The organism is Lutibacter sp. TH_r2 (genome assembly GCF_033101135.1).
GTDB lineage: Bacteria > Bacteroidota > Bacteroidia > Flavobacteriales > Flavobacteriaceae > Lutibacter.
This window is the reverse complement of the sequence record NZ_JAWMPV010000001.1, coordinates 760,867-785,197: the sequence shown is the minus strand read 5'-3', so window position 1 is coordinate 785,197 and position 24,331 is coordinate 760,867. Positions and strand designations below refer to the sequence as shown.

26 protein-coding genes are annotated in these 24,331 nt (G+C 28.2%); 21 read left to right on the top strand and 5 right to left on the bottom strand.

What is annotated here, in order from left to right; translation table 11 throughout:
• Positions 1–5: 5 nt before the first annotated feature.
• Both R3X25_RS03220 and R3X25_RS03215 read right to left on the bottom strand, forming a co-directional pair.
• Entirely contained in the window at positions 6–1,556 is a 1,551-nt protein-coding gene (locus R3X25_RS03220; protein WP_317671792.1) for a ribonuclease E/G, read from the bottom strand.
• Between the two features lie 275 nt (positions 1,557–1,831).
• Complete coding sequence (locus tag R3X25_RS03215) at positions 1,832–2,122, bottom strand: HU family DNA-binding protein (RefSeq protein ID WP_317671790.1); 291 nt, start codon at positions 2,120–2,122, stop codon at positions 1,832–1,834.
• 135 nt (positions 2,123–2,257) lie between these two features.
• Here R3X25_RS03215 and mutY point away from each other — a divergent pair, with 135 nt between their 5' ends.
• From mutY to R3X25_RS03190, 5 genes are read left to right on the top strand one after another with little or no spacing between them, the layout of a single operon-like run.
• Complete coding sequence (gene mutY / locus R3X25_RS03210) at positions 2,258–3,295, top strand: A/G-specific adenine glycosylase (protein ID WP_317671788.1); 1,038 nt, start codon at positions 2,258–2,260, stop codon at positions 3,293–3,295.
• A 37-nt stretch (positions 3,296–3,332) separates the two neighbouring features.
• On the top strand, positions 3,333–3,773 hold the full coding sequence (locus tag R3X25_RS03205) for a single-stranded DNA-binding protein (protein WP_317673388.1): 441 nt from the start codon (positions 3,333–3,335) through the stop codon (positions 3,771–3,773).
• A 22-nt stretch (positions 3,774–3,795) separates the two neighbouring features.
• Positions 3,796–5,106: a gliding motility-associated protein GldE gene (gene gldE, locus R3X25_RS03200; protein WP_317671786.1), complete on the top strand. Its 1,311-nt coding sequence runs from the start codon at positions 3,796–3,798 to the stop codon at positions 5,104–5,106.
• A 4-nt stretch (positions 5,107–5,110) separates the two neighbouring features.
• Entirely contained in the window at positions 5,111–5,659 is a 549-nt protein-coding gene (gldD, locus tag R3X25_RS03195; protein WP_317671784.1) for a gliding motility lipoprotein GldD, read from the top strand.
• Entirely contained in the window at positions 5,659–6,708 is a 1,050-nt protein-coding gene (locus tag R3X25_RS03190; RefSeq protein ID WP_317671782.1) for a COX15/CtaA family protein, read from the top strand. The genes gldD and R3X25_RS03190 overlap by 1 nt, the downstream gene beginning before the upstream one ends.
• A 51-nt stretch (positions 6,709–6,759) precedes the next feature.
• Here R3X25_RS03190 and R3X25_RS03185 read toward each other — a convergent pair whose 3' ends face one another.
• Together R3X25_RS03185 and R3X25_RS03180 are read right to left on the bottom strand one after the other, a co-directional pair.
• Complete coding sequence (locus R3X25_RS03185) at positions 6,760–7,137, bottom strand: hypothetical protein (protein ID WP_317671780.1); 378 nt, start codon at positions 7,135–7,137, stop codon at positions 6,760–6,762.
• A gap of 74 nt (positions 7,138–7,211) precedes the next feature.
• A complete protein-coding gene (locus R3X25_RS03180) occupies positions 7,212–7,592 on the bottom strand; it encodes a heavy-metal-associated domain-containing protein (protein WP_317671777.1) in 381 nt (126 codons plus the stop codon).
• Positions 7,593–7,682: 90 nt separating this feature from the next.
• Here R3X25_RS03180 and R3X25_RS03175 point away from each other — a divergent pair, with 90 nt between their 5' ends.
• From R3X25_RS03175 to R3X25_RS03100, 16 genes are all read left to right on the top strand, one after another.
• Positions 7,683–8,555 (top strand): DMT family transporter, encoded by an 873-nt coding sequence (locus R3X25_RS03175; protein ID WP_317671775.1) that lies wholly within the window; start codon positions 7,683–7,685, stop codon positions 8,553–8,555.
• A 402-nt stretch (positions 8,556–8,957) separates the two neighbouring features.
• On the top strand, positions 8,958–9,611 hold the full coding sequence (gene rplU, locus R3X25_RS03170; protein WP_317671773.1) for a 50S ribosomal protein L21: 654 nt from the start codon (positions 8,958–8,960) through the stop codon (positions 9,609–9,611).
• Positions 9,612–9,645: 34 nt separating this feature from the next.
• The gene (gene rpmA / locus R3X25_RS03165) at positions 9,646–9,906 is read left to right on the top strand and encodes a 50S ribosomal protein L27 (RefSeq protein ID WP_317671771.1); all 261 of its coding nucleotides are present in this window, start codon (positions 9,646–9,648) and stop codon (positions 9,904–9,906) included.
• A gap of 79 nt (positions 9,907–9,985) precedes the next feature.
• A complete protein-coding gene (locus R3X25_RS03160) occupies positions 9,986–11,221 on the top strand; it encodes a 3-deoxy-D-manno-octulosonic acid transferase (protein WP_317671770.1) in 1,236 nt (411 codons plus the stop codon).
• Positions 11,218–11,850 carry a Crp/Fnr family transcriptional regulator gene (locus R3X25_RS03155; protein ID WP_317671768.1) on the top strand — a complete coding sequence of 211 codons (633 nt, stop codon included), beginning with the start codon at positions 11,218–11,220 and terminating at the stop codon, positions 11,848–11,850. Before R3X25_RS03160 ends, R3X25_RS03155 begins: the two co-directional genes overlap by 4 nt.
• A gap of 72 nt (positions 11,851–11,922) precedes the next feature.
• A complete protein-coding gene (locus tag R3X25_RS03150) occupies positions 11,923–12,480 on the top strand; it encodes a YeeE/YedE family protein (RefSeq protein WP_317671766.1) in 558 nt (185 codons plus the stop codon).
• A gap of 3 nt (positions 12,481–12,483) precedes the next feature.
• Positions 12,484–12,897 carry a DUF6691 family protein gene (locus tag R3X25_RS03145; protein ID WP_317671764.1) on the top strand — a complete coding sequence of 138 codons (414 nt, stop codon included), beginning with the start codon at positions 12,484–12,486 and terminating at the stop codon, positions 12,895–12,897.
• 62 nt (positions 12,898–12,959) lie between these two features.
• Positions 12,960–13,592, top strand: a complete 633-nt coding sequence (locus R3X25_RS03140) for a Crp/Fnr family transcriptional regulator (RefSeq protein WP_317671762.1) — start codon at positions 12,960–12,962, stop codon at positions 13,590–13,592.
• Positions 13,592–14,578, top strand: coding sequence for a GTP 3',8-cyclase MoaA (gene moaA / locus R3X25_RS03135; RefSeq protein ID WP_317671760.1), 987 nt, complete (start codon positions 13,592–13,594; stop codon positions 14,576–14,578). Before R3X25_RS03140 ends, moaA begins: the two co-directional genes overlap by 1 nt.
• A 158-nt stretch (positions 14,579–14,736) precedes the next feature.
• Positions 14,737–15,933, top strand: a complete 1,197-nt coding sequence (locus tag R3X25_RS03130) for a molybdopterin molybdotransferase MoeA (protein WP_317671758.1) — start codon at positions 14,737–14,739, stop codon at positions 15,931–15,933.
• A 124-nt stretch (positions 15,934–16,057) separates the two neighbouring features.
• The gene (gene moaC, locus R3X25_RS03125) at positions 16,058–16,537 is read left to right on the top strand and encodes a cyclic pyranopterin monophosphate synthase MoaC (RefSeq protein WP_317671756.1); all 480 of its coding nucleotides are present in this window, start codon (positions 16,058–16,060) and stop codon (positions 16,535–16,537) included.
• Positions 16,530–17,642 (top strand): NTP transferase domain-containing protein, encoded by a 1,113-nt coding sequence (locus R3X25_RS03120; RefSeq protein ID WP_317671754.1) that lies wholly within the window; start codon positions 16,530–16,532, stop codon positions 17,640–17,642. Before moaC ends, R3X25_RS03120 begins: the two co-directional genes overlap by 8 nt.
• Complete coding sequence (locus tag R3X25_RS03115; protein WP_317671752.1) at positions 17,635–18,462, top strand: DUF1835 domain-containing protein; 828 nt, start codon at positions 17,635–17,637, stop codon at positions 18,460–18,462. Before R3X25_RS03120 ends, R3X25_RS03115 begins: the two co-directional genes overlap by 8 nt.
• On the top strand, positions 18,462–19,535 hold the full coding sequence (locus R3X25_RS03110; RefSeq protein ID WP_317671750.1) for a HesA/MoeB/ThiF family protein: 1,074 nt from the start codon (positions 18,462–18,464) through the stop codon (positions 19,533–19,535). Before R3X25_RS03115 ends, R3X25_RS03110 begins: the two co-directional genes overlap by 1 nt.
• Positions 19,536–21,305, top strand: coding sequence for a MutS-related protein (locus R3X25_RS03105; protein WP_317671748.1), 1,770 nt, complete (start codon positions 19,536–19,538; stop codon positions 21,303–21,305).
• An 85-nt stretch (positions 21,306–21,390) separates the two neighbouring features.
• Positions 21,391–23,868: an ATP-binding protein gene (locus R3X25_RS03100; protein WP_317671746.1), complete on the top strand. Its 2,478-nt coding sequence runs from the start codon at positions 21,391–21,393 to the stop codon at positions 23,866–23,868.
• On the opposite strand, the gene R3X25_RS03095 is transcribed toward R3X25_RS03100, so the two are convergent.
• Complete coding sequence (locus R3X25_RS03095) at positions 23,865–24,290, bottom strand: molybdenum cofactor biosynthesis protein MoaE (protein ID WP_317671744.1); 426 nt, start codon at positions 24,288–24,290, stop codon at positions 23,865–23,867. The two genes, R3X25_RS03100 and R3X25_RS03095, sit on opposite strands and share 4 nt — an antisense overlap.
• Between the last annotated feature and the right edge of the window lie 41 nt (positions 24,291–24,331).

Here is a 24,331-nt window from a genome sequence, read left to right as displayed (position 1 = left end):
GTGCCTTATTTTATATATTCACCATTTTCATTTGAAAATTCAAATTGTAAATATTGGTATGCATCTCTCGGTAAAATCTTAATCCACTTTTTATATTTAAAAAACCATTTTTGTTGTAAGGATGGTGTTCCTTTTTTAAGATAAGCTGCAATAAAAGGATGCGTATTTATTGCAATCTTTTTATGTGTATTTGAATTTATTAGCCTATCTAATTGCACTTGTATTTTTTCAATTAATACAATAGGTGCTTCAACTTCACCTTCACCACTTGGGTTTGGTTCTTTTGTTTTAATTACCAACTCTGGTCTAACTCGTTGGCGAGTAATTTGTACCAATCCAAATTTACTTGGAGGTAGAATTTTATGCTTTGTTTTATCAAATGCCATTTCAGCTTTTAAATGCTCGTACAATTTTTGACGATGTTCAGCTGTGTGCATATCAATAAAATCTACTACAATAATTCCACCCATATCTCTTAACTGTAATTGACGTGCAATTTCTGTAGCAGCAATCATATTCACTTCTAAAGCAGTATCTGCTTGTGAAGAAGCTTTATTAGATCGGTTACCACTATTTACATCAACTACGTGTAAGGCTTCGGTATGTTCAATTACAAGGTATGCTCCTTTACTCATTGAAACTGTTTTTCCAAATGAAGTTTTAATTTGACGTTCAATGCCAAATTTTTCAAACATTGGAATTTTTGAATTGTACAATTTCACTATAGATTCTTTATCGGGAGCTATTTCTTGTAAATACTCTTTAATTTCTAAAAACAAAGTTTCATCATTAGTTACAATGCTTGTAAAAGAATCGTTAAACAAATCTCTTAAGATAGAAGAGGCTCTGTTTAATTCACTTAAAACTTTGGTAGGTAATTGTTGTTGTTTGGCTTTTTTAACTTTTTTGCCCATGGCCACCCAACGGTCTAAAGAATTTTGGAGATCTCTATCAAGTTCAGCAACTTTTTTTCCTTCAGCTACAGTTCTTATAATTACTCCAAACCCTTTAGGTTTAATGCTTTTTACTAATCTTTTTAGTCGATCTTTTTCTTCTTGATCCATAATTTTTTGAGATACGGAAACTCTATCAGAAAAAGGGACTAAAACTAAATACCTACCTGCTATTGATAATTCGGAACACATACGTGGACCTTTGGTAGATATAGGTTCTTTTACAATTTGTACTAATAAATTTTGACCAGTTTTTAGTACATCAACAATACTTCCGTTTTTATCAATATCGGATTCTTGTCTGAAATTTTTTAAAGTGTAATCTTTAATCTTACCTGAAACTATACCTTTTATAAATTTATTTAACGATTTTAATTGCGCACCTAAATCATGGTAGTGTAAAAATCCGTCTTTTTCGTAACCAACATTAACAAATGAGGCGTTTAATCCGGAAAGTACTTTACCAATTTTAGCTAAAAAAATATCCCCAACTGAAAATTTATTTCCGTTAGTTTCATTATTTAAAGCAATTAATTTACCATCTTTTAATAAGGCAAAATCAATATCAGAGGAGTTCGATCTTATTATTAATTCTGTTTTCACTCTGAATTGTTTTTGTGTTTGTATACATATAAACATATACAAACAATTTATAAATGTTTTTATCAGGTTGTAATACCCAAAATAGTTGTTTTTATACAACTATCTATTTCAATGAACTTTTTAAAGACAGAAAAAGTAAGCTTAGCTTACTTTTTCTTTTTATGTCTGTTTGCTCTTGCTCTTTTTTTACGTTTATGAGTAGAGATTTTTGCTCTTTTTCTCTTTTTACCACTAGGCATAATTAAAAAATATTTTTAGGTTAATAATCTAACTTTTTACTTTACTTCTACTTTACTTTTAACACCTTCAACAAATACTTTAGCAGGTTTAAATGCTGGGATATTATGTGCTGGTATTTTAATAGTTGTATTTTTAGAAATGTTTCTTCCAGTTTTTTCAGCTCTTGTTTTAATTATAAAACTTCCAAAACCTCTAAGGTAAACATTGTCACCTTTTTCAAGAGAATCTTTCACCTCGTCCATAAACGCTTCAACAGTTGCTAAAACATCTGCTTTTTCAATTCCAGATTTTTCTGAAATACTCGATACGATTTCTGCTTTCGTCATTTTTAATATATATTATCTATTGTTATTATAAAAAATTAAGGTGGCAAATATAGGATTAATATTCATATCCGAAAAGTTAATTCGCTAAAATTTAATCAATTAAATCTTGTATTATTGTATTTTTTAAAAGTTTAAATGAAATTTTCTAAACAGTTAATACCGTGGTATTTACAAAATAAACGAGATTTACCTTGGCGTAAAACTAAAAATCCATATAAAATATGGTTGTCTGAAATTATTCTTCAGCAAACAAGAATTGATCAAGGAATGAGCTATTATTTAAAATTTGTAGCGCATTTTCCAACTGTTTTTGAATTGGCAAATGCTAGTGAAGAACAGGTTTTAAAATTGTGGCAAGGTTTAGGTTATTATTCGAGAGCCAGAAATCTTCATTATTCAGCAAATTATGTGGTGAATGAATTAAAAGGTGAATTTCCTTCAACCTATAAAGAGTTGTTAAAACTAAAAGGTGTTGGAGATTATACAGCTTCAGCTATTGCATCCATTTGTTTTAATGAAGCTTCAGCTACAGTTGATGGCAATGTGTATAGAGCACTGTCTAGATATTTTGGAATTGAAACTGCAATTAATTCGAGCAAAGGTATTAAAGAGTTTAAAGCGTTGGCTCAAGAGTTAATTGATAAAAAACAACCAGGAAATTTTAACCAAGCGTTAATGGAGTTTGGAGCAACAGTGTGTAAGCCTCAAAATCCAACTTGTACTATTTGTGTTTTTAACTCTAGTTGTAAAGCATTACAAACAAATACAATTGCTAAACTTCCTTTTAAAGAAAAGAAACTGAAAATAAGAAATAGGTATTTTAATTATTTAGTAATACAAACTTTAGACAAAAAAACAGTTTTAGAAAAAAGAACCAGTGGAATTTGGAAAAACATGTATCAATTTCCATTAATTGAAACTGAAAGTGAAGTTGACGAGCAAGAATTTCTTCAGCATAATAGTTTTGATACACTTTTTAATAAAGCAATTACCATACAACTTTTTAATAAAGAATCTATTGTACACAAGTTATCGCATCAACATATTTATACAAGGTTTTGGGTTGTAAAAACAGACGAGAAATTTAGTAATTCGTTAAATTGGAGTGAGGTGAGCAAGTATCCAGTTCCTAAATTGGTTGATAATTTTTTAGAACAATATAATAACAACTAATTTTTTTTGGTATTTTTGATTAAAATTGAAAGCAATTATGGCAGGAAGTGTAAACAAAGCGATATTAATTGGTCATTTAGGTGATGATGTTAAAATGCATTATTTTGAAGGAGGAAATTCTATTGGACGTTTTCCGTTAGCAACTAATGAAACATACACAAATAGACAAACTGGTGAAAAGGTTACAAATACCGATTGGCATAATGTAGTTGTGAGAAATAAACTTGCTGAATTGTGCGAAAAATACCTTAAAAAAGGTGATAGAGTGTATTGTGAAGGTAGAATAAAAAATAGACAGTGGGATGCTGAAGATGGAACAAAACGATATACAACCGAAATTCATGTTATTGATATGACTTTTTTATCAATGAAGCCAGAAGTGAGTAATCAAGCACCATCAACCGAGGCAAAACCAGCGCAACCAAAAGCTCCTGAAACACCTGCACCTTCTGTTGAAGATGACGATTTACCATTTTAAGTTTAATTAAATTTGAAGAAACTTGGATCCTGAACCCACGAACTTATTATTAAATTTTTTAGACAACATAAATATTTGGTTTATAGTTAGCCTTATTGCTTTGTTGCTATTACTTGTAATATCAGCGTTAATTTCAGGCTCGGAAGTTGCATACTTCTCTTTATCACCAACTACTTTAAATAAAGTTTCAGAATCTAAAAATAATAAAGAAAAAGTTGTTGTTGAGTTATTAGAAAAGCCAAAAAAACTTTTAGCTACTATATTAATAGCAAACAATTTTATAAATATTTTAATTGTTTTACTTTTTGCCTTTATTGGTGAATTTATTTTTGCTGGAATTACTTCGGATATAATTAAATTTTTAATAGAAGTAGTTTTAGTAACATTTTTAATATTACTTTTTGGTGAAGTTTTACCTAAAGTATACGCTACAAGAAATGCATTAAAATTTGCTTCGATAATGGCTTACCCTTTAAAAGTGGTTAGTTTTTTATTAACGTTTATTAGTGTGCCATTACGTGGTTTAACTAATGTTATTGAAAATAATTTACGTCAAAAACAATCTAGTATTTCTGTTGAAAATTTATCACAAGCACTAGAACTAACATCTAATGAGGCTACTACAACAGATGAACATAAAATTTTACAAGGAATTGTAAATTTTGGAAATACAGAAACCTGTCAAATTATGACTCCAAGAATAGATATTTTTGCTATTTCTATTGATGAACCTTTTGAAAAAGTAATTGCAAACATTGTAAAAAAAGGTTTTTCAAGAAATATAGTTTATGGAGATAATATAGATGATGTTGTTGGCGTTTTGTATGCAAAAGATTTATTACCACATCTAAATAAAAAAGTTTTTCAATGGAATAAAATTCTTCGTGAGCCTTATTTTGTTCCAGAAAATAAAAAATTAGATGATTTGTTAAAAGAATTTCAAGAGAAAAAAAATCATTTAGCAGTTGTAGTTGATGAATATGGTGGAACAAGTGGAATAATAACACTAGAAGATGTAATTGAAGAAATTGTTGGTGATATTAACGATGAATTTGACGAAGATGATATTTCATATTCAAAATTAGATGCTAATAATTATTTGTTTGAAGGAAAAACCAATTTAAAAGATTTTTGTAGAGTTTTAGAAATTGAAGACGATATTGATTTTGAAGAAAATAAAGGTGAAGCTGAAACTATTGCAGGTTTTATTTTAGAAATCTCTGGTCGTTTCCCTAAAAAAAGAGAGGTAATAAATTTCCTAAACTATTCGTTTAAAATAGAATCTGTGGATCGAAGAAGAATTAAACAAGTTAAAGTAACTATTAAACGATAACTAAATGAAGTATTTATTAGCTATTTTTATAAGTATACTTATAATCTCATGTGGAAGTGATCCAATTCCCAAACCAAAATCGTATTTAAAACTTCAGTATCCAGAAAAATCTTATCAAAAACTAAATACTGAATGCCCATATACTTTCGAGTTTTCAAAATATGCCAACATAAGTTTAACAGAAAATTGTTGGGCTAAAATAGAATACCCAGAATTAAAAGCAACTATACATATTACGTACAGACCCATTGAAAATAATTTAAACGAAATTTTAAAAGAAGTTGAAAAACTAACTTTTGAACACACTGTAAAAGCAGATGTTATAAATTCCGTTCCGTACGAAAATTTTCAAAAAAAAGTATATGGAAAATTATATAATGTAGAAGGAAATGTAGCAACAAATGTACAGTTTAGAGTTACCGATAGTGTAAAACATGTACTTTCAGGAGCTTTATATTTTTATGTAAAACCAAATTACGATTCAATTTTACCAGCGGTTAAATATGTTGAAAAAGATATTATGCACCTAGTTGAAACTTTAGAATGGAAATAATGAAACAAAATTATAAGTACACAAAAACTATTCGGTTTTGGCTATTAACTGGTTTAATAATGTTAATAGGTCAAGTTATTTTAGGAGGTATTACAAGGCTTACAGGTTCGGGTTTATCCATAACGCGTTGGGATATAATTACAGGAGTTATTCCACCATTAAATGCTGAAGAATGGGTAGAAGCGTTTGAGCTTTACAAAGCTACTCCACAATTTCATAAAATTAATGCAACATTTAATATTGCCGATTTTAAATTTATTTATTTTTGGGAGTATTTTCATAGGTTGTGGGTTAGATCTTTAGGATTTATATTTTTAATTCCTTTTATAATTTTTCTTCTTAAAAAGAAAATAGATTCTTATTTAGTAAAAAGGTTAGTGGTGGTTGTTCTTTTAACAATGTTAACAGCTTCAGCTGGTTGGATTATGGTAAAAAGTGGTTTAATTAACAGACCATGGGTAAATGCTTATAAATTAACTATACACTTTGTTTTAGCAATGTTTGTGGTTGTTGCAATGGTTAAAACAGTGGCGGATGTTTATAATTTTGAGACCAAAACTAAAGTTTCAAAAAAGTTACTTTCAATAACAATTGCAATTACGTTTTTACAAATGGTTTTTGCAGGTTTAATGGCTGGTATGAAAGCAGGATTGTATTATCCAACTTGGCCAAGTATGGATGGTGAAGCAATACCTCAAGTTTTAAAAATTGGAGAAAATTGGACTTGGGCAAATATGATTAATTACGATAGTTATTTGTTTGCTCCAGCTTTAATTCAATTTATACACCGTTTGTTAGCCTATACATTGCTTGCTTTAACTATTGTATTGTTTTATAAACTTAAAAATAAACTTGAAAAATTAAGTAGCTTATGGTTAAATTATACAGCTGTATTGATTGTTGCTCAAGTTGTTTTAGGTATTTTAACTGTTGTAAATGTGGAGGGTAAAATACCATTATTATTAGGTGTAACCCATCAATTAGTTGGTTTACTGTATTTAATAAGTTTGTATTTTTTATATTATTCAATTAGAAATAAAAACGCATAAAAAAAGCTTCCGTACTGGAAGCCTTTTTTATTTTTTAAGAGTTTAAAAAAACTAGTCTTTTTTAACTGCGTTTTTTAAGTCTGTAGCTTTAGTTTCAACTGCATCAACAGCATCAGAAGCTTTTTCTTTTGCAGTGTCAACAGCATCAGAAGCTTTATCTTTTGCACCTTCAATAGCACCTTCAACTCCTTCTTTAGCAGCATCAACAGCGTCAGAAGCTTTAGTTTTTAAACTGTCAACAGTTTCTTTAACTTCAGTTTTTAAGTCGTCAGCAGCAGCTTCAGCACCATCTTTTACTTCGTTTGCAGCATCTGAAACTTCAGTTTTAGCAGCTTCTACACCGTCTTGAACATCTTTTTTAACTTCTTTACAAGAAATAGCAACTACACTAACCAATGCAATAGCTATTAATAATTTAATTGTTTTCATTTTAATTTAGATTGATTTTATTATTATGCAAAGAAACAATAAAAATGTTAAAATTTACATAAAATTCATTTAAATTAGTTAATAATAGTGTCTAATTCGATAGTTTTTGATACAGAATACAAATCTCCTCCAGCAATTGCTTCAATTTTTTGCACTATTTCTTTCTCATTTAACTTGTTTGAATCATAAGTAATAATTCCATTAGTGTGTTCAAAATCTACTTTAGCATAGCTTACACCATCAATTTTGTACAATTTAGATTGAATTAATTTTGCGCAACCAATTTCACATGTCATTCCATCAATGTTAACCTGAAAGCTATGTAAGTTAGCTGCTACTTCGGCATTTTTAGTTTCCTCAATGTTTGTTTTGTTGTTTTCTACTTTTTCTTTTGGTGTTTTATTACAAGCAATTATTGTAAAACACACAATTAGAATATAAAATAAATTTTTCATTTTGTGTTTATATTTAATTTGTAAAACGAAAGTAGCAACAAATAGGCTCAATTCCGAATAATTATCCGATTTTTGTATTTTATTTTTTGAATGGAACATAAACAATTACGTTGGATTTTTCTTTTTACGTTAGCAATAATTTGGGGTAGTTCATTTATTCTAATGAAATACGCTTTGGTTAGCTTATCTCCAATTCAGGTTGGTGCAATTCGTATTTTATTTACTGCTGCTTTTTTATTAATTATTGGTTTAAAAAAATTGTTAACTATAAAAAGAAGACATTGGTATTATTTAGCGTTAAATGGTTTTGTAGGAACGTTTTTTCCTTCATTTTTGTTTGCTTATGCTGTAGATAAAATTGATAGTTCTATTGCATCTATATTAAATTCCCTTACGCCGCTAAACACCTTAATTTTTGGTGCATTGTTTTTTGGTTTTGGTTTTAAAAAACGTCAATTAATAGGTGTTCTAGTTGGTTTGGTTGGAACTGTATTATTAATTTTAAAGGGAGCCGAAGTAAATCCAAATCAAGATTATTTTTATGCAAGTTTTATTTTAATTGCAACTATTGGGTATGCTTTTAATGTAAACATTTTAAAAAAATACTTACACGATTTAGATGCATTAAGCATAACAGTTGGAAACTTTTTTTTAATGATGATTCCAGCTTTTTTTGTTCTATTATATACTGACTTTTTTGAAACTTTTGAGCCAACTAAAGGAAATTTAAATGGCTTAATGTATATAGCTATTCTTGCAATTATTGGTACTGGTTTAGCAAAAATTATGTTTAATAGATTAATTCAGATTTCAACACCAATATTTTCATCGTCGGTAACGTATTTAATTCCTATAGTAGCAATTACTTGGGGAGTATTAGATGGAGAAAAAGTTACATTACTTCAATTTTTTTCAGGTTTAATAATACTTTTAGGTGTCTATATGGTAAATAAAGCTAAATAAAAATCTATTTTAAAGCTAATTACCATCTAAAATGTAAGGTTTTACATTTTTAACTTTTATTCAACAATGTGTTTATTAGATTATAATTTATTAAAACCAGTGAGTGTTAACAAATACAGTTGTTAGATCTACTAGAGAAAAGCTTATAATTATTTTTAATTTAATAATGATGAAGTGTTGATTGTTGTAAGTTTCAGGTATATTAATAACAATAAAAAGTTAATATTATTACTATTTAAATATTGTTTTCATTAAAATGCAGTTTAATTAATGTTAAGTACTGTAAATAAGCAATTTATTTAAGGTTAATTTTATTTGTACTAATAAAAAAAACCACTATATTTGCACCCGCCTTATTTAAAAGGTAAAAAGTATATTAATAATAAGCGAAAACAAATAACTATGTACGCAATTGTAGAAATAGCAGGGCAGCAGTTTAAAGTAGCAAAAGACCAAAAAGTTTACGTACACCGTTTACAAGAGGAAGAAGGAGCAAAAGTTTCTTTTGATAAAGTTCTTCTTTTAGATAATAAAGGTGCAGTAACAGTTGGCGCCCCAGCTATAGAAGGAGCCGAAGTAACGGCTAAAATTTTAGGTCACTTAAAAGGTGATAAAGTAATCGTTTTCAAAAAGAAAAGAAGAAAAGGTTACAAAAAGAAAAACGGACACAGACAAGCACTTACTGAAATTCAAATTGAAGGTATTGCTGCAACAGGTGCAAAGAAAAAAGCTCCAGCTAAAAAAGCTGCTCCAGTAAAAGAGGAAGCTCCAAAGGCAGAAGTAAAAAAAGCAGCACCTAAAAAAGCTAAAGCTGACGATTTAAAGAAAATTGAAGGTATTGGTCCAAAAATTGCTGATACTTTAGCAGCTGCAGGAATTGTAACTTTTGCTGATTTAGCAAAAAGTGAACCAGCTAAAATCGCTGAAATAATTGCAGACGTTCGTGGTAATCACGTAACTGATACTTGGCCAGCACAAGCTCAATTAGCTACTGATGGTAAGTGGGATGAGTTAAAAGAATTACAAGATAAGTTAGACGGAGGCGTTGAAAAATAAATCTATAAAGTTTAACCTTTAAAAATATAAGACAATGGCACATAAAAAAGGAGTTGGTAGTTCGAAGAATGGTAGAGAATCAGAATCGAAACGACTAGGAGTAAAAATATTTGGTGGTCAAGCTGCAATAGCAGGAAATATTCTTGTACGTCAAAGAGGAACTCAACACTATCCTGGTGATAATGTTTATATGGGTAAAGATCATACATTACATGCGAAAGTTGATGGTGTAGTTCAATTCCAAAAGAAAAAAGATAATAAATCTTATGTTTCTGTAGAAGCTTTTGAAGCTTAAGAAATAATTTGTAAAAAATATAAAACTCCCAAGCGTAAGTTTGGGAGTTTTTTTATGCGCTATTTTGTACATTTGCTAAATGTACTTTTTATACAATATCCTAGTTTATTTAGTTAGCTTTATTTTAAAAGTTATTGCTGTATTCAATCCTAAAATTAAATTATTTGTTGAAGGTCGAAAAAAAACTTTTGATAAGTTATTAAATGTAATTTCAAAACATGACGAAGTTATTTGGATTCATGCAGCTTCATTAGGTGAATTTGAACAAGGTCGACCTATTATTGAAAAGTTAAAACAACAAGTTCCTTCAAAAAAAATAGTACTCACTTTTTTTTCACCATCAGGTTATGAGATTCGAAAAAATTATGAATTTGCAGATGTAGTTTGCTACCTTCCTTTAGATTCAAAAAAAAATGCTAAAAAATTTTTAGATATTATTCATCCTGAAAAGGTGATTTTTATAAAATATGAATTTTGGCCAAATTTATTGAAAGAACTAAAGGTTAGAAAAATAAACACCATATTAGTTTCAGGTATTTTTAGAAAAAATCAATCATTTTTTAAATGGTATGGCGGTTGGATGCGAGGTGCTTTAACAGCTTTTTCCTTCTTTTTTGTTCAAGATAAAAAGTCTAAAAAATTATTAAATTCTATTAATTTTAATAATGTTAAAGTGAGCGGAGATACGCGTTTTGATAGAGTTTTTGAAATTACTCAACAAGATAATAATATTGATTTTATTACTGAATTTGTTGATGAAAAATATACCATTGTTTGTGGAAGTACTTGGAAAGAAGACGAAGCACTTTTAATAAACTATATTAATAAAGATGCTTCAGAAAACGAAAAGTTTATAATTGCTCCGCACAACATTAAACCAAATGATATTCAAGAACTAAAAAAATCTATTCAAAAAAAGGTTGTTTTATTTTCAGAAAAAGAAGGGAGAAATCTTTCAGAATATCAAGTTTTTATTCTGGATACAATAGGTATTCTAACTAAAATATACAGTTATGCAGATGTTGCTTATGTTGGAGGAGGTTATACTAAAAGTGGAGTTCATAATGTTTTAGAGCCCGCAACTTATGGTATTCCTATATTAATTGGACCAAATTATTTTAAGTTTAAAGAGGCAGTTGAGTTGGTTGAAGAAAAGGGTATAACAGTAGTTGATAATTCTCAAAAATTATCATTACATTTAAAAAAGTTTTTTAATGATATAGTTGAAAAACAAACTGTGGGTAATTTAACATTAGATTATGTTACTTCACGTACGGGAGCTACTTCTAAAATTTTAAAGTATTTAAAAAAATGAGAGAAAAGTTAGACAATTATTATTCATTTGTATTTGAAGATGAGTTATTAGATGAAATTGAAAAGGTCGGTATATATAAAAAAATACGAGAGGGTGAATTATTAGTTGATCTAGGTGATAAAATGAAAGGTGTTCCTTTATTATTAGACGGAGCTATTAAAATAGTTAGAGAAGATAAAAAAGGAGAGGAAATACTACTATACTTTTTAGAAAGAGGTGATACGTGTGCAAGTTCATTTGCAAGTGCTATTGCTAATGGAAAATGTGGAATTAGAGCAATTGCAGAAAAAGATTCTGAATTAATATTTTTACCTGTAGATAAGTTAGATGAATGGTTAATTAAATATAAATCGTGGCGTAATTTTGTAATTGATAGCTATAACATTCGTTTAAACGAAATGATGGAAACTATTGATACGTTAGCGTTTATGAAAATGGACCAACGTCTCTACAAATATTTGACCGATAAAGCACAAATTTTGCGTGAAACTACTTTAAACACTACGCATCAGGATATTGCTTATGATTTGCATACCTCAAGAGTTGTTATTTCTAGATTGTTAAAGCAACTTGAAAATGAAGGTAAGCTTAAGCTACACAGAAATAAAATAGAAATATTAGAATTTTAAATGTAACATTAGTTACATAACTAAAGTTTTGAAACTATATTTTTAGAAATACTAACTAATATAATATTACGTATGGAATTTATAACTCAACCATGGGCATGGTATGTTGCTGGGCCTATAATAGCATTGGTTATGTTCCTCCTTTTTTATTTTGGAGAACGTTTTGGAGTTTCCTCAAATTTAGAAACATTTTGCTCAATTGGAGGTGCTGGAAAATTTACCGATTATTTTAAAATTGATTGGAAACAAAATTCTTGGAATTTAATATTTGTTGCAGGATCAATTGTTGGAGGTTTTATTTCTGCACAATGGTTATCACCTTCTGATGCTGTTGCTTTAAACCCACAAACAGTTCAAGATTTAGCAGCTATTGGAATTCAAAATGCAGGAGAAACCTATTTGCCAGATGAAATTTTTAGTATAGATACAATGCTCTCTGTAAAAGGATTTTTTATTCTGATAGTAGCAGGAATACTAGTAGGTTTTGGTGCACGTTGGGCTGGCGGTTGCACATCAGGTCATGCAATAGTTGGATTAAGCAACCTTGAAATTCCATCATTAATTTCAGTGATTGGATTTTTTATTGGAGGATTAGTTATGACTTGGTTAATTTTACCTTTAATATTCTAAATTATGAAACACGTAAAGTTTTTTTTAGTAGGTATTCTGTTTGGAATAGTAATGAGTAAAGCCGAAATAATTTCATGGTATAGAATTTACGAAATGTTTAAATTTCAATCGTTTCACATGTATGGAATTATTGGGTCGGCTGTGGTTTTAGGAATGATAATTATGTTTTTCTTTCGTAAAAAAATGGTAAAAACCTTTGAAGGTAATGATATTCATGTAGCACCTAAAAAGAAAGGTTTGTATCGCAATTTACTAGGTGGTATTTTATTTGGTTTAGGTTGGGCTTTAGCAGGAGCATGTCCAGGACCCATGTTTGTTTTAGTGGGTAAAGGTATTGTTTCTATTTTAGTAGTAATTTTTGGAGCTACATTAGGAGCATTTTTATATGGTCTTTTTAAAGATAAATTACCTCATTAATATAGAAGCATATAATCGATATTTTATAATTATCTTTATTCTAATAATAAAAAGGTACTATTGTGAAGATTGACGATATTGTTTCAAAAAATTTCTCAAATATATTTGAGCCTAAATTACTCCAAGAAATTTGTAAATATGGAATTCTAAAAAATGCTGAATCTAGAAAAACAATTTTAGAAATTAGAAGAGAAATTCAATTTATTCCTTTTATTGTTGCAGGTATAGCTAAAGTAAAAAGAAGAGATGGAACAGGAAATGGTATTTTTCTTCATTATTTAATAGAAAACCAAACAAGTGCAATTTCCGTTACATATGCTCAAGAGCATAAAAAAAGTGAAATTAGAATTAAAACCGAAGGTAATGTAACTTACATTGCGGTACCTGTAAAAGTTGTTAATTCGTGGTTTTCAAAATATGAATCGTGGAGAAATTATTATTTCAAATTAAATCAAAAGCAAACTTCAATTTTAATTGAAAAAATAAACGATATTGCATTTAATAATCTGGAGTATAGACTTTTAAAATATTTAGAAGAAACCAGTATTGTAAAAAATGATAATGTTATTTATAGAAAACATTTTGATATTGCACGAGATTTAAAAGTTTCAAGAGAAGCAGTATCTCGTATTTTGAAAAAGATGGAAAAAGAAGAAGTTTTGACATTAGGAAGAAATAAAATTATTTTAAATTAATGCAGTTAACCGATAAGTTTGGTAGAAAAATAAGCTATTTGCGTTTAGCAGTTACAGACCGTTGTAACTTGCGTTGTCAATATTGTATGCCAGCTCACGGAATTGATATTGTTCAAAGAAAAGAATTACTTACCTACAAAGAAATGTACCGAATTACTCGTGTGCTTTCAGAATTAGGAGTTAATAAAGTTAGGCTTACTGGAGGAGAACCTTTTGTGCGAAAAGATTTTATGAATTTTTTAAAATCACTTTCATTTAATAATAAGCTAGACCAAATAAATATTACTACCAATGGCGCTTTAATTTCAAAACATATCAATGAATTAGAAGAGTTAAAAATCAACGCAATTAATTTAAGTATAGATAGTTTACAAAAAGAAAAATTTGCAAAAATTACACGTAGAGATGTTTTTTTAGAAGTATATAAAACATTTGAATTATTAGAGCAAAGTAACCTAAATTTAAAGTTAAATGTAGTTGTACAATCTGGTTTTAATACCGATGAAATTCTAGATTTTGTTGAGCTCTCTAAAAACAAAGATATTTCAGTTCGCTTTATTGAAGAAATGCCATTTAATGGTAAAGGTCAGAGAGTGATGGAAGATGAATGGAATTTCAATAAAATATTAAACCATATTAAAAATAAGTATCCAGAAGTTGAACAACTTTCTTCATCAAAATCATCAACATCTGTAAATTATAGAGTGCCAAATTACAAAGGTAATTTTGGAATTATTCCCGCATTTACTAGAACTATTTGTAACGATTGTAATAGAATAAGAATTACCGCAACAGGAATGTTTAAAAACTGTTTATTTGATGGTGGCGTGTTTAATGTTCGAGATTTTATTAGAAATGGAGCAAGTGATAATGAATTGAAAGAATTATTTATTAAAACAGTTCATCATAAACCCGAAAACGGTTTTATTGCTGAAGCAAGTAGAGGTAATAATGTTTCAGAAAGTATGTCAACCATTGGAGGCTAAAAAATAATTGACAATGAGTAATTCTTTTTTCATTATAAATATTATAAAGTAGGTCATTCTGAACTTGTTTCAGAATCACATAACACTATTAACACAACAGGATGAGACCCTGAAATAAATTCAGGGTGACGTGATAAATATTTGATACAGATTACACAATGAATTTAACTACAGTACAAAACGCTTTAAAAATAATTTTAAATAATACTGAAAATTTCGGTGTTGAAGAAATTGATTTTTTAGAAAGTGAAGGTCGTGTTTTAAAAGAAAATATTATTGCAGATAGAGATTTTCCGCCATTTAACAGAGTAAGTATGGATGGAATTGCAATTGATATTGAAGCGTTTAACAAAGGACAAGCTTCGTTTAAAATAGAAGGAATTCAAGCTGCTGGAAGCCCACAATTAACTTTAAAGGATTCAAATAATTGTATGGAAGCTATGACTGGAGCAGTATTACCAAAAAACACAAATGCAGTTATTCAATACGAATTATTAACTATTGAAAATGGAGTAGCTACCTTGAATGTTGAAGATTTAAAGCATTTTCAAAATATTCATAAAAAAGGATTAGATAGAAAGCAAGAAGCTATTTTAATATCAAAAAACACTCAAATAACTTCAGCTGAAATTGGTGTGTTAGCAACTGTTGGAAAATTTACAGTTAAAGTTGCAAAACTGCCAAAAGTAATGGTTATTTCAACAGGAAATGAATTGGTTGAAGTAAATGAAACTCCAGAAGAACATCAAATAAGAAGAAGTAATGTTTATACGTTAGTTTCTATATTAAAACAACTTGGAATTAGCGCTAAAACTGCTCATATTTTAGATGATAAAGAGGTATTAAAAACAAAGATTGATGGTTTTTTGAATGACTATGATGTGCTTATTTTTAGCGGTGCTGTTTCAAAAGGTAAATTTGATTTTATTCCTGAAGTTTTAAATGATTTGGGAGTTGAAAAGTTGTTTCATAGAGTAAAACAACGTCCAGGAAAACCATTTTGGTTTGGTAAAAAAGGAGAGAAAACAATATTTGCATTTCCAGGAAATCCAGTTTCAACATTTGTGAGTTGCTTAAAGTATTTTACACCTTGGTTTAAAAAATCTGTTGGCGTAAATTTTGAGAATAAAGAAACGGCAATTTTAGCTGAAAATTTTTCGTTTAAACCTAGTTTAACCTATTTTTTACAAGTAAAAACAAATATAGAAAATGGTAAAAAATACGCTATTACTGTTTCTGGAAAAGGATCAGGTGATTTAGCTAATTTAGTTGATGCTGATGCTTTTTTGGAACTACCAGATAATAGAACTAATTTTACCAAAGGAGAGGTTTTTCCTCTAATTAATTATAGATAAATGTTTGGTCACTGAGCGGAGTCGAAGTGACTTTAAAATTATATGAAGTGGTTTCGACTCCGCTCAACCACCTTAAACAAACAAATATCCGTCATTGCGAATGCAGTGAAGCAATCTCATATTTATGAAAGATGATTTTTCACATATTAATAAAAAAAATCAACCTAAAATGGTAAATGTTGGTGATAAAAAAATTACCAAACGTAATGCCGTTGCCAAAGCAACTATGTTTTTAGGTTCAGCAATTATTAATCATTTCAACAATAAAGAGTTAATTACTAAAAAAGGGCCCGTTTTTCAAACAGCTATTATTGCTGGAATTCAGGCTGTTAAAAAAACTTCAGAATTAATACCAATGTGTCATCCATTATTAATTAATGGAATAGATATAGATATTGAAATTGTTGATGATGAACATATAGAAATTTTATGTGATGTTTCTATTGAAGGAAAAACTGGTGTAGAAATGGAAGCGTTGACCGGAGCAAATATTGCTGCACTTACGGTGTATGATATGTGTAAAGCAATCTCTCAAAAAATGATAATAAAAGAAGTGAAATTGGTTAAAAAAACTGGAGGAAAAAGCGATATTAAGAATGGGTAAACATCAAAAACACGCAAAACTAAAATTAAGAAATAATGATAATTTTGCCCCTAATGAAATTGCTATTTTAGGGACAAAATGCAATATAATTTCAGATTTAGTAAAATCTGTTTCAGAAAAATTAACGGCTTATAAATTAGCTTATTTTGATGCTTCACATAGTAAAGAAATTCAAAAAAATAAATTAGAAACGTTTACCTTTCATTCATCGGGAAACTTAAATACTAATTCTAATTTTGAAGTTAATAAATTTAATCAGCGCGTTCAGTTTTCACAGTTTGATTATGTGTTTATAAATGGAAATCATTACCAAGGAGCAAAGCAAATATTGATTTTAGATAATGATAAAGAAGCTTCAGTTTTAAAACGTTTAGAACAGTTAGATCATATTCAGTTTATTGTGAAATTGAATGAAAATTCAACATATTTTGACTTTTTAGAAGAACACAATCCTCAAATTAAAAATTTACATTGTTATCATATTTCAGAAATAGATAAAATTTCAAGGCATATTGAAAATTTAATCAAAGAGAAAATTCCACCAATTCAAGGGTTGGTATTAGCTGGAGGAAAAAGTGTTAGAATGGGTAAAGATAAAGGAGAGCTAGATTTTTACGGTAAAAATCAACGCGATGTTGCCATTGAATTGCTTGAAAAAAACAACATAAAAACGTACCTATCAATTAGAGAAGAACAAGAAGTTGAATTAGAAAACAAGATAACCGATAAGTTTATTGGTTTAGGTCCATTTGGAGCCATTTGCTCGGCATTTCAACAAGACCCAGATTCGGCTTGGTTAGTGTTGGCAACAGATGTGCCTTTTGTAAATGATGACGTAATTAAGTTGTTGTTAAAGCATAGAAATCCTTCAAAAGTAGCAACTACAATTAAAGGAAATGACAAACAATTTCCAGAACCTTTAATTACCATTTGGGAACCTAAAAGTTATACGTTATTATTAAATTATTTGGCACAAGGATATTCTTGTCCGAGAAAGGTTTTAATAAATTCAGACGTTGAAATTGTTAAAGTTGATGATGAACTAATTAGAAATATTAATACTCCAGAAGAGTATAAAAACGCATATAAAGAGATTAATGGATAATATTTTACATGTAGTAAATGGTGATAGTACAGCCAAAATATTAAAAGAATCAAACATACAAGGAGATATTTTAGTTTGGCACGAAATGTTATGTGAAGGACCGTTGGATAAAGAAGTTGGTTCTGATACTTTTTGGATGAATAGGTATAATTTTTTTAAAAATGAATTTAATGTTGAACGTTTAGAATATTTCGATAAAACCATTAAGAAAATTGTTCAATTAGAAGATTTAGAAGGGGTAAATGAAGTAGTTTTATGGTTTGAATACGATTTGTTTTGTCAAATTAATTTATTAGCCACTTGTTCTTATTTATTAAAAAATTATAGAAAAGATGTAACCTATTCACTAGTGTGTGTGGGTTATGAAAAAGGGAAAGATAAATTACAAACCTTATCTGATTACACTTCAGAAGAATACCCAAAATTACTAGAAAATAAAATTAAAATTACAAAGGCAAACCTTGAATTTACAGATAAATGTTGGGAAGTTTATGTGAAAAATAATAAAGAAGAACTTCAAAATTATAAATTTAAAAATCCAAAATTTTGGTATTTACCAAAAGCAATAGAACAACATTTAAAAAGATTTCCATTAGAAAATGGACTTAATGAAATTCAGAATAAAATTCTTCAAATCATTCAAGCTAATTCATTTTCAGAAAAAGAAATAGTTAGAGAATTATTGCTTTGGCAAAATGCTGAAACAGTTTACGGTTTTGGAGATTTACAGTATTTCAACTATCTTAAAAAATTAAGTGATTATTACCAAGTTAAAGATGAAATATATAGTTTAAACAAACTTGGAAAATCTAAAATTTAATGATTTCAAAAAAGGATTTTTTTAAACGTCAAACCACACTTTCTGAAATAGGTGAGAAAGGGCAAGAACTATTGCAAAAAGCAAAAGTTTTGGTTATTGGTTGTGGAGGTTTAGGAAGTCCAATTTCGGTTTATTTAGCTACAACAGGAGTTGGACATATACATTTGGTCGATTTTGATACTGTTTCAACATCTAATTTACACAGACAAATTTTTTATAATATTGATGATGTTGGGAAGTCTAAAGCTGAAAATTTAGCCAAAAAAATTTCAAAAAAAGCACCTTTTACTAAAGTTACTTTTAGCAATAAAGCAGTTGATAAAGAGTCAATTTTAAAACTTGTTGAAGATTTTGATGTTGTAGTAGATGGAACAGATAGCTTGCCTATTAAATACTTAATTAACGATGCTTGTGTAATACTAAATAAACCTTTGGTATATGGATCTTTATATAAATTTGATGGCTATGTAGCTACATTTAATGTATTAGAAAAGGATGTATTTTCGTGTAATTTACGTGATGCATTTCCAACTATAACTACAGATATTCCAAATTGTGAGGAAGCAGGAACTATGAATGCCATTGTTGGTATTATTGCTTTAATGCAAGTGAACGAGGTTATTAAAATAATCACCAAAATAGGTAAACCATTAACCAATCAATTATTAATTTACAATGCGCTTGAAAATTCTCAATTTAAAATGAAATTGAGAAAAAATGAAAACATAAACATTCAAGAAATTTTTAAAAATTCAGATTATTTAGAAACGTATTGTGAAACTCAAGATACTTCCTTATTAATTACTGCTTCAGAATTTAAAGCTATTCAATCGGATGCTAATTTAGAGGTAATAAGCGTGTTAAATCATATAGATTCTCCTATTCCTTTTATAGTTCACCAAAAAATTCCATACAAAACATTTAAAGTTGAAGATTTGGCACCTAATTTTGATAAAAAATATGTAGTAGTTTGTAAAAAAGGAATTACAAGTTACGATGTTGTTTTAAAGTTAAAAGAAAATTACCCAAAAATCCAGATTTTTAGTTTGGTTGGAGGAATAGAAAATTACTAAATGAAAAAACCAATTGATTTTTATACCAGTGAAAAAAATGTTTTTGAGTTAGAAGCAAAAAAAATAAAAAAGCAATTATCAGTTTCAGGTATTTTACGCTTGTTAACTTTTTTAGCCATAGTTTTAGGTGTTTATTTTACGTTTGGAAACACTTCTATAGTTTTTGCAATTATAGGCGTTGGATTGGTTTTGTTTGTGTTTTTAGTTTTTAAACATTCGGCATTACAAGAAAAATACAATTTAAATAAAGCTTTAATTGAAATAAATACTACTGAAATTAAGGTGTTAAATTGTGATTATTTATCTTTAAATAACGGAGAGCAATTTATAAATCCAGCTCATTTTTATAGTTATGATATAGATTTGTTTGGAAGAGGTTCTTTTTTTCAATATTGTAATAGAACCGTTACATCTGAAGGTGAAATAGAGTTTGTTAACAGGTTAACTTCAAATAATATTATAGGTATTGAGCAAAAACAAGAGGGCATAAAAGAATTAAGCCAAAAGCCAAAATGGAGACAACATTTTTCTGCGTTGGCAAGTTTGGTAAAAATTGAACATTCTGCAAAAGAAATTATTAATTGGATTCATAATTACAAACAAGTTTTTCCAAAAATTTTATCGTATTTACCAACTATATTTTCAATAATTTCATTGGTGTTAATTGTATTGGTTGGAACGCAAATAGCGTCAGAAAAATTATTGTTGGTTTGGTTTTTACTTGGTTTGGTTGTTTCAGGATTTTACTTAAAAAAAGTAAACGACTTGTATGCAAATGCTTGTAATGCAAAAGATACATTTAAACAATACCATAAATTGTTAAGTGAAATTGAAACAGCAACATTTTCATCAATTATATTGAAAGAAAAGCAAGCCGCTATTAAAACAGAAACAGAGAAAGCATCGCTGATATTTCAAAAATACTCAAAACTATTAGATGCTCTAGATCAGCGAAATAATATACTAATAGCAATTGCTGGAAACGGACTTTTTCTTCGAGATTTAAAAATAGCTTCAAAAATTGAAAATTGGATTGCTACTTATAATTCAAAAGTTGAAGAATGGTTTAAAGTAATAGCTTTTTTTGATGCTGAAAATACATTGGCAAACTTTGCTTTTAATCATCCAAATTATGTTTTTCCTAATATAAATAAGGAAGACAATGTTATTAAGGCTCAAAATTTAGGCCATACATTATTAAAAGTACAAAAGCGTGTTGATAACGATTTTACTATCAGAAATCAACAATTTTTTATAATTACCGGAGCAAATATGGCTGGTAAAAGTACTTTTTTAAGAACCATTTCACTTTCTATTGTAATGGCAAATATGGGATTACCTGTTTGTGCTGAAAAATTTGAATATAGACCAGTAAAATTAATAACAAGTATGCGAACTTCAGATTCGTTAGCAGATGATGAGTCTTATTTCTTTTCTGAATTAAAACGATTGAAATTTATTGTGGACAAAGTAAAAGATGAAGACTACTTTATAATTTTAGATGAAATTTTAAAAGGAACTAATAGTACAGATAAAGCAATTGGATCCAAAAAATTTGTTCAAAAATTAGTAGCATCAAACTCTACTGGAATAATTGCTACACACGATTTAAGTTTGTGTGAAATAGAAAAAGAATTACCACAAATAAAAAATTATTACTTTGATGCTGAAATTGTAAATAACGAATTAAATTTTGATTATCAACTTAAAACTGGAGTATGTAAAAACATGAACGCTTCTTTTTTATTAAAAAAAATGGAAATTGTTTAAGGTGTTAATATTTAGCTTTTCAAAATAAAGGCATTTGTATTTTTTTAAAAATAGAATGTATATTTACAAAAAAAAGTTGTTAGTTATGAGAGTATTACAAAGAAGACATATAAGTTTGTCTGTTATTAGAGCTTTTCTTTTTATTGCTTTTTTATTAATGTTATTTGCTTCATGTGATTCTGAAAAAGAGAACTTTTTAACACCTAAAGAATTTTTATGGCTAAAAAATAACCACGCACAAATAGATGTTTTGTTTGGTTATGATTCTCCTCCTGAAGCCTTTTATAATAAAAAAGGTAACTACGAAGGATTACTAGTTGATTATTATAAAGAGTTAGAAAGTAAACTAGGTGTAAAGTTTAATTTTAAAGAATTTGAGAATTGGTCTAGTTTAATAGAATATTCAAAAACATCAAAAAACTTTATTATAGTTGGAATCGCAAAAACATCTGAACGCACTAATTACTTAAGATTCACTAAACCATTTATTGAAATACCATATGTAATTTTTACACAAAAAAATTCTGAAATTAAAAATATGGATGATTTGTTTAGTAAACATGTTTGTGCTACTAAACAATACGCTATAATCGATTATTTAGCAGAGCTTTATCCCGAAATAAAACCAGTTGAAGTTAACGAGGATATTGATGGAATTAGAGGTGTAGCTTCTGGTGAATATGATGCTATGATTGTAAGCCAAATGCATGGAACTTATATTATAGAAAAAGAAACCATTGCTAACTTAAAAATTTCAGGAGAAAGCGGATATATAAATTCTTTATGTGCAGCTGTCTCAACTAAAGATCCTCAATTATTTAGAATTATTTCTAAAGCCATTGATCAAATTAAACCTGAACAACGAAAAGAAATATTAAATAAATGGGTTAATTCAGGTTTAGGAAAGCTCTCTGAAAAACACAAAAGAATTCTTACAATTATACTTTTTAGTATTGTTATTTTAGTAGGAAGTTTATGGTTATGGTTAGTTAGTTTAAAAAAACAAGTATTTAAAAAAACACGATTAGTAAGAGAGAGCGAACAAAAATATAGATCTATAATTGAAAATTCTAACGATGCAATTTTTATTAGATTTAATGGAAAATTTGAGTTAATCAATAATAAATTTGAAAAACTTTTTGGATATACATCCAAAGAGGTTTTGTCTAATACTTTTAATGTTTTAGATATAATTGAACATGAAAAAATAGATTTAACAAAAGAGAATATAGATAATAAATATAATAGTGAAAAACCATTTATTGTTGAGCTAATTGGAAAAACTAAACAAGGAGAAAAATTATTTTTAGAAGTAGCTATTAGTTATCTGGATTATAAAAACGGTATTGCTATACAAGGAATTATACATAACATAACGTTAAGAAAAAATAGAGAAATTGAATTATTAAAAGCTAAAGAAAAAGCAGAAGAAAGCGATAAACTAAAATCTGCATTTTTAGCAAATATGAGCCACGAAATTAGAACTCCAATGAATGGAATTTTAGGGTTTACAGATTTACTAGATACTCCAAATATTACTGAAGCAAAAAAACATGAATTTATAAATGTTATAAAACAAAGTGGTAATAGAATGTTAAATACGGTTAACGATTTAATTGACATTTCCAAGATTGAGACAAATCAAATGAGTGTATCTTATTCTATATTTAATTTAAATGAAAGAATTGAGAATTTAGTTAACTTTTTTGAACTTGAAGCTAAAACTAAAAATTTAAAATTAAATTATGTACTTGGATTACCTAATAATGCGGCAAAAATTAAAACAGATAAATCAAAATTAGATTCTATTCTATCTAATTTAATTAAAAATGCTATTAAATTCACCAAAAAAGGAACTATTGATTTTGGGTATGAGTATATTAAATTGGAGGATGGAGACGAATTTTTACAGTTCTATGTAAAAGATACAGGAATTGGAATTCCGAATAATAGATTAGATGCTATTTTCAATCGTTTTGAACAGGCAGATATTGAAGATCAGCAAGCATTTCAAGGGTCTGGTTTAGGACTTGCAATTTCAAAATCGTATGTAAAAATGCTTGGAGGTAAAATATGGGTAAATTCTATTGAAAATATTGGAACAGAATTTTATTTTACACTACCGTTTAAAAATATTCAAAAATTAACTCTTGATAACGATAAAGCTTCTCAAAAAAATGATACTTTAACTTCATTAAAATTAAGTAAAACTTTAATTGTTGAAGACGATGAGATTTCAGCAATTTATTTAAAAGAAATTTTAAAAGAACTTACAAATAAAATTGTTCATGTTGAATCAGGCGAAGAAGCAGTAACTTATTGCGAGTTAAATAATGATGTAGAACTAGTTTTTATGGATATAAAAATGGCTGGTATTGGAGGTTTTGAAGCAACCCGAAGAATTCGTCAGTTTAATAAAAATGTAAAAATTATAGCACAAACGGCTTATTCAATGCCGGGTGATAAAGAAAAAACGATAAAAGCTGGATGTAATGAATATATTAACAAGCCTATTAATTCTAGTTTGCTGTTAAAAAAAATAGAAGTTTTAATGCAACATTAAGGGTGTGAATTTACCCAAACTTCACCATCGGTAAAATGCTCTTTTTTCCAAATAGGAACCGTTTCTTTTAAAGTGTCTATAGCAAATTCACAAGCTTCAAATGCAGCCTTTCTATGAGCCGATGAAACAGTGATTATTACAGGAACATCACCAATTTTTAATTTACCTAAAGCATGATGAATGGCAATTTTATAAATGTCATATTTTTCCAAAGCTTTAGTAGCAATTTTTTGCATTTCTTTAATTGCCATAGGTTCGTAACCGCTAAAATCTAATAGTGTTACGGTTTTATTTTGAGTTGAGTTTCTAACAGTTCCAACAAAAACAGCAATGCCACCGCAACTATCATCCTCAACAAAATGGTAGCAATCTTGTAGATTTAATGTTTCTTGGGTTATTTTAATAGATGTTCTTTCGTTCATTATTCAGTTTAAAACTTTGTCAAAGTTAATAAATTCAAAAA

Excerpts from the sequence above, each read along its gene's own strand:
- R3X25_RS03145 (WP_317671764.1), top strand. The coding sequence starts at position 12,484 with ATGAAACACGTAAAGTTTTTTTTAGTAGGTATTCTGTTTGGAATAGTA.
- R3X25_RS03175 (WP_317671775.1), top strand. The coding sequence starts at position 7,683 with ATGGAACATAAACAATTACGTTGGATTTTTCTTTTTACGTTAGCAATA.
- rplU (WP_317671773.1), top strand. The coding sequence starts at position 8,958 with ATGTACGCAATTGTAGAAATAGCAGGGCAGCAGTTTAAAGTAGCAAAA.
- R3X25_RS03095 (WP_317671744.1), bottom strand. The coding sequence starts at position 24,290 with ATGAACGAAAGAACATCTATTAAAATAACCCAAGAAACATTAAATCTA.
- R3X25_RS03160 (WP_317671770.1), top strand. The coding sequence starts at position 9,986 with ATGTACTTTTTATACAATATCCTAGTTTATTTAGTTAGCTTTATTTTA.
- R3X25_RS03105 (WP_317671748.1), top strand. The coding sequence starts at position 19,536 with ATGAAAAAACCAATTGATTTTTATACCAGTGAAAAAAATGTTTTTGAG.
- R3X25_RS03205 (WP_317673388.1), top strand. The coding sequence starts at position 3,333 with ATGGCAGGAAGTGTAAACAAAGCGATATTAATTGGTCATTTAGGTGAT.
- R3X25_RS03110 (WP_317671750.1), top strand. The coding sequence starts at position 18,462 with ATGATTTCAAAAAAGGATTTTTTTAAACGTCAAACCACACTTTCTGAA.
- gldD (WP_317671784.1), top strand. The coding sequence starts at position 5,111 with ATGAAGTATTTATTAGCTATTTTTATAAGTATACTTATAATCTCATGT.
- R3X25_RS03215 (WP_317671790.1), bottom strand. The coding sequence starts at position 2,122 with ATGACGAAAGCAGAAATCGTATCGAGTATTTCAGAAAAATCTGGAATT.
- R3X25_RS03185 (WP_317671780.1), bottom strand. The coding sequence starts at position 7,137 with ATGAAAACAATTAAATTATTAATAGCTATTGCATTGGTTAGTGTAGTT.
- moaA (WP_317671760.1), top strand. The coding sequence starts at position 13,592 with ATGCAGTTAACCGATAAGTTTGGTAGAAAAATAAGCTATTTGCGTTTA.
- rpmA (WP_317671771.1), top strand. The coding sequence starts at position 9,646 with ATGGCACATAAAAAAGGAGTTGGTAGTTCGAAGAATGGTAGAGAATCA.
- R3X25_RS03155 (WP_317671768.1), top strand. The coding sequence starts at position 11,218 with ATGAGAGAAAAGTTAGACAATTATTATTCATTTGTATTTGAAGATGAG.
- R3X25_RS03115 (WP_317671752.1), top strand. The coding sequence starts at position 17,635 with ATGGATAATATTTTACATGTAGTAAATGGTGATAGTACAGCCAAAATA.
- R3X25_RS03150 (WP_317671766.1), top strand. The coding sequence starts at position 11,923 with ATGGAATTTATAACTCAACCATGGGCATGGTATGTTGCTGGGCCTATA.
- R3X25_RS03190 (WP_317671782.1), top strand. The coding sequence starts at position 5,659 with ATGAAACAAAATTATAAGTACACAAAAACTATTCGGTTTTGGCTATTA.
- moaC (WP_317671756.1), top strand. The coding sequence starts at position 16,058 with ATGAAAGATGATTTTTCACATATTAATAAAAAAAATCAACCTAAAATG.
- R3X25_RS03120 (WP_317671754.1), top strand. The coding sequence starts at position 16,530 with ATGGGTAAACATCAAAAACACGCAAAACTAAAATTAAGAAATAATGAT.
- R3X25_RS03180 (WP_317671777.1), bottom strand. The coding sequence starts at position 7,592 with ATGAAAAATTTATTTTATATTCTAATTGTGTGTTTTACAATAATTGCT.
- R3X25_RS03130 (WP_317671758.1), top strand. The coding sequence starts at position 14,737 with ATGAATTTAACTACAGTACAAAACGCTTTAAAAATAATTTTAAATAAT.
- R3X25_RS03100 (WP_317671746.1), top strand. The coding sequence starts at position 21,391 with ATGAGAGTATTACAAAGAAGACATATAAGTTTGTCTGTTATTAGAGCT.
- mutY (WP_317671788.1), top strand. The coding sequence starts at position 2,258 with ATGAAATTTTCTAAACAGTTAATACCGTGGTATTTACAAAATAAACGA.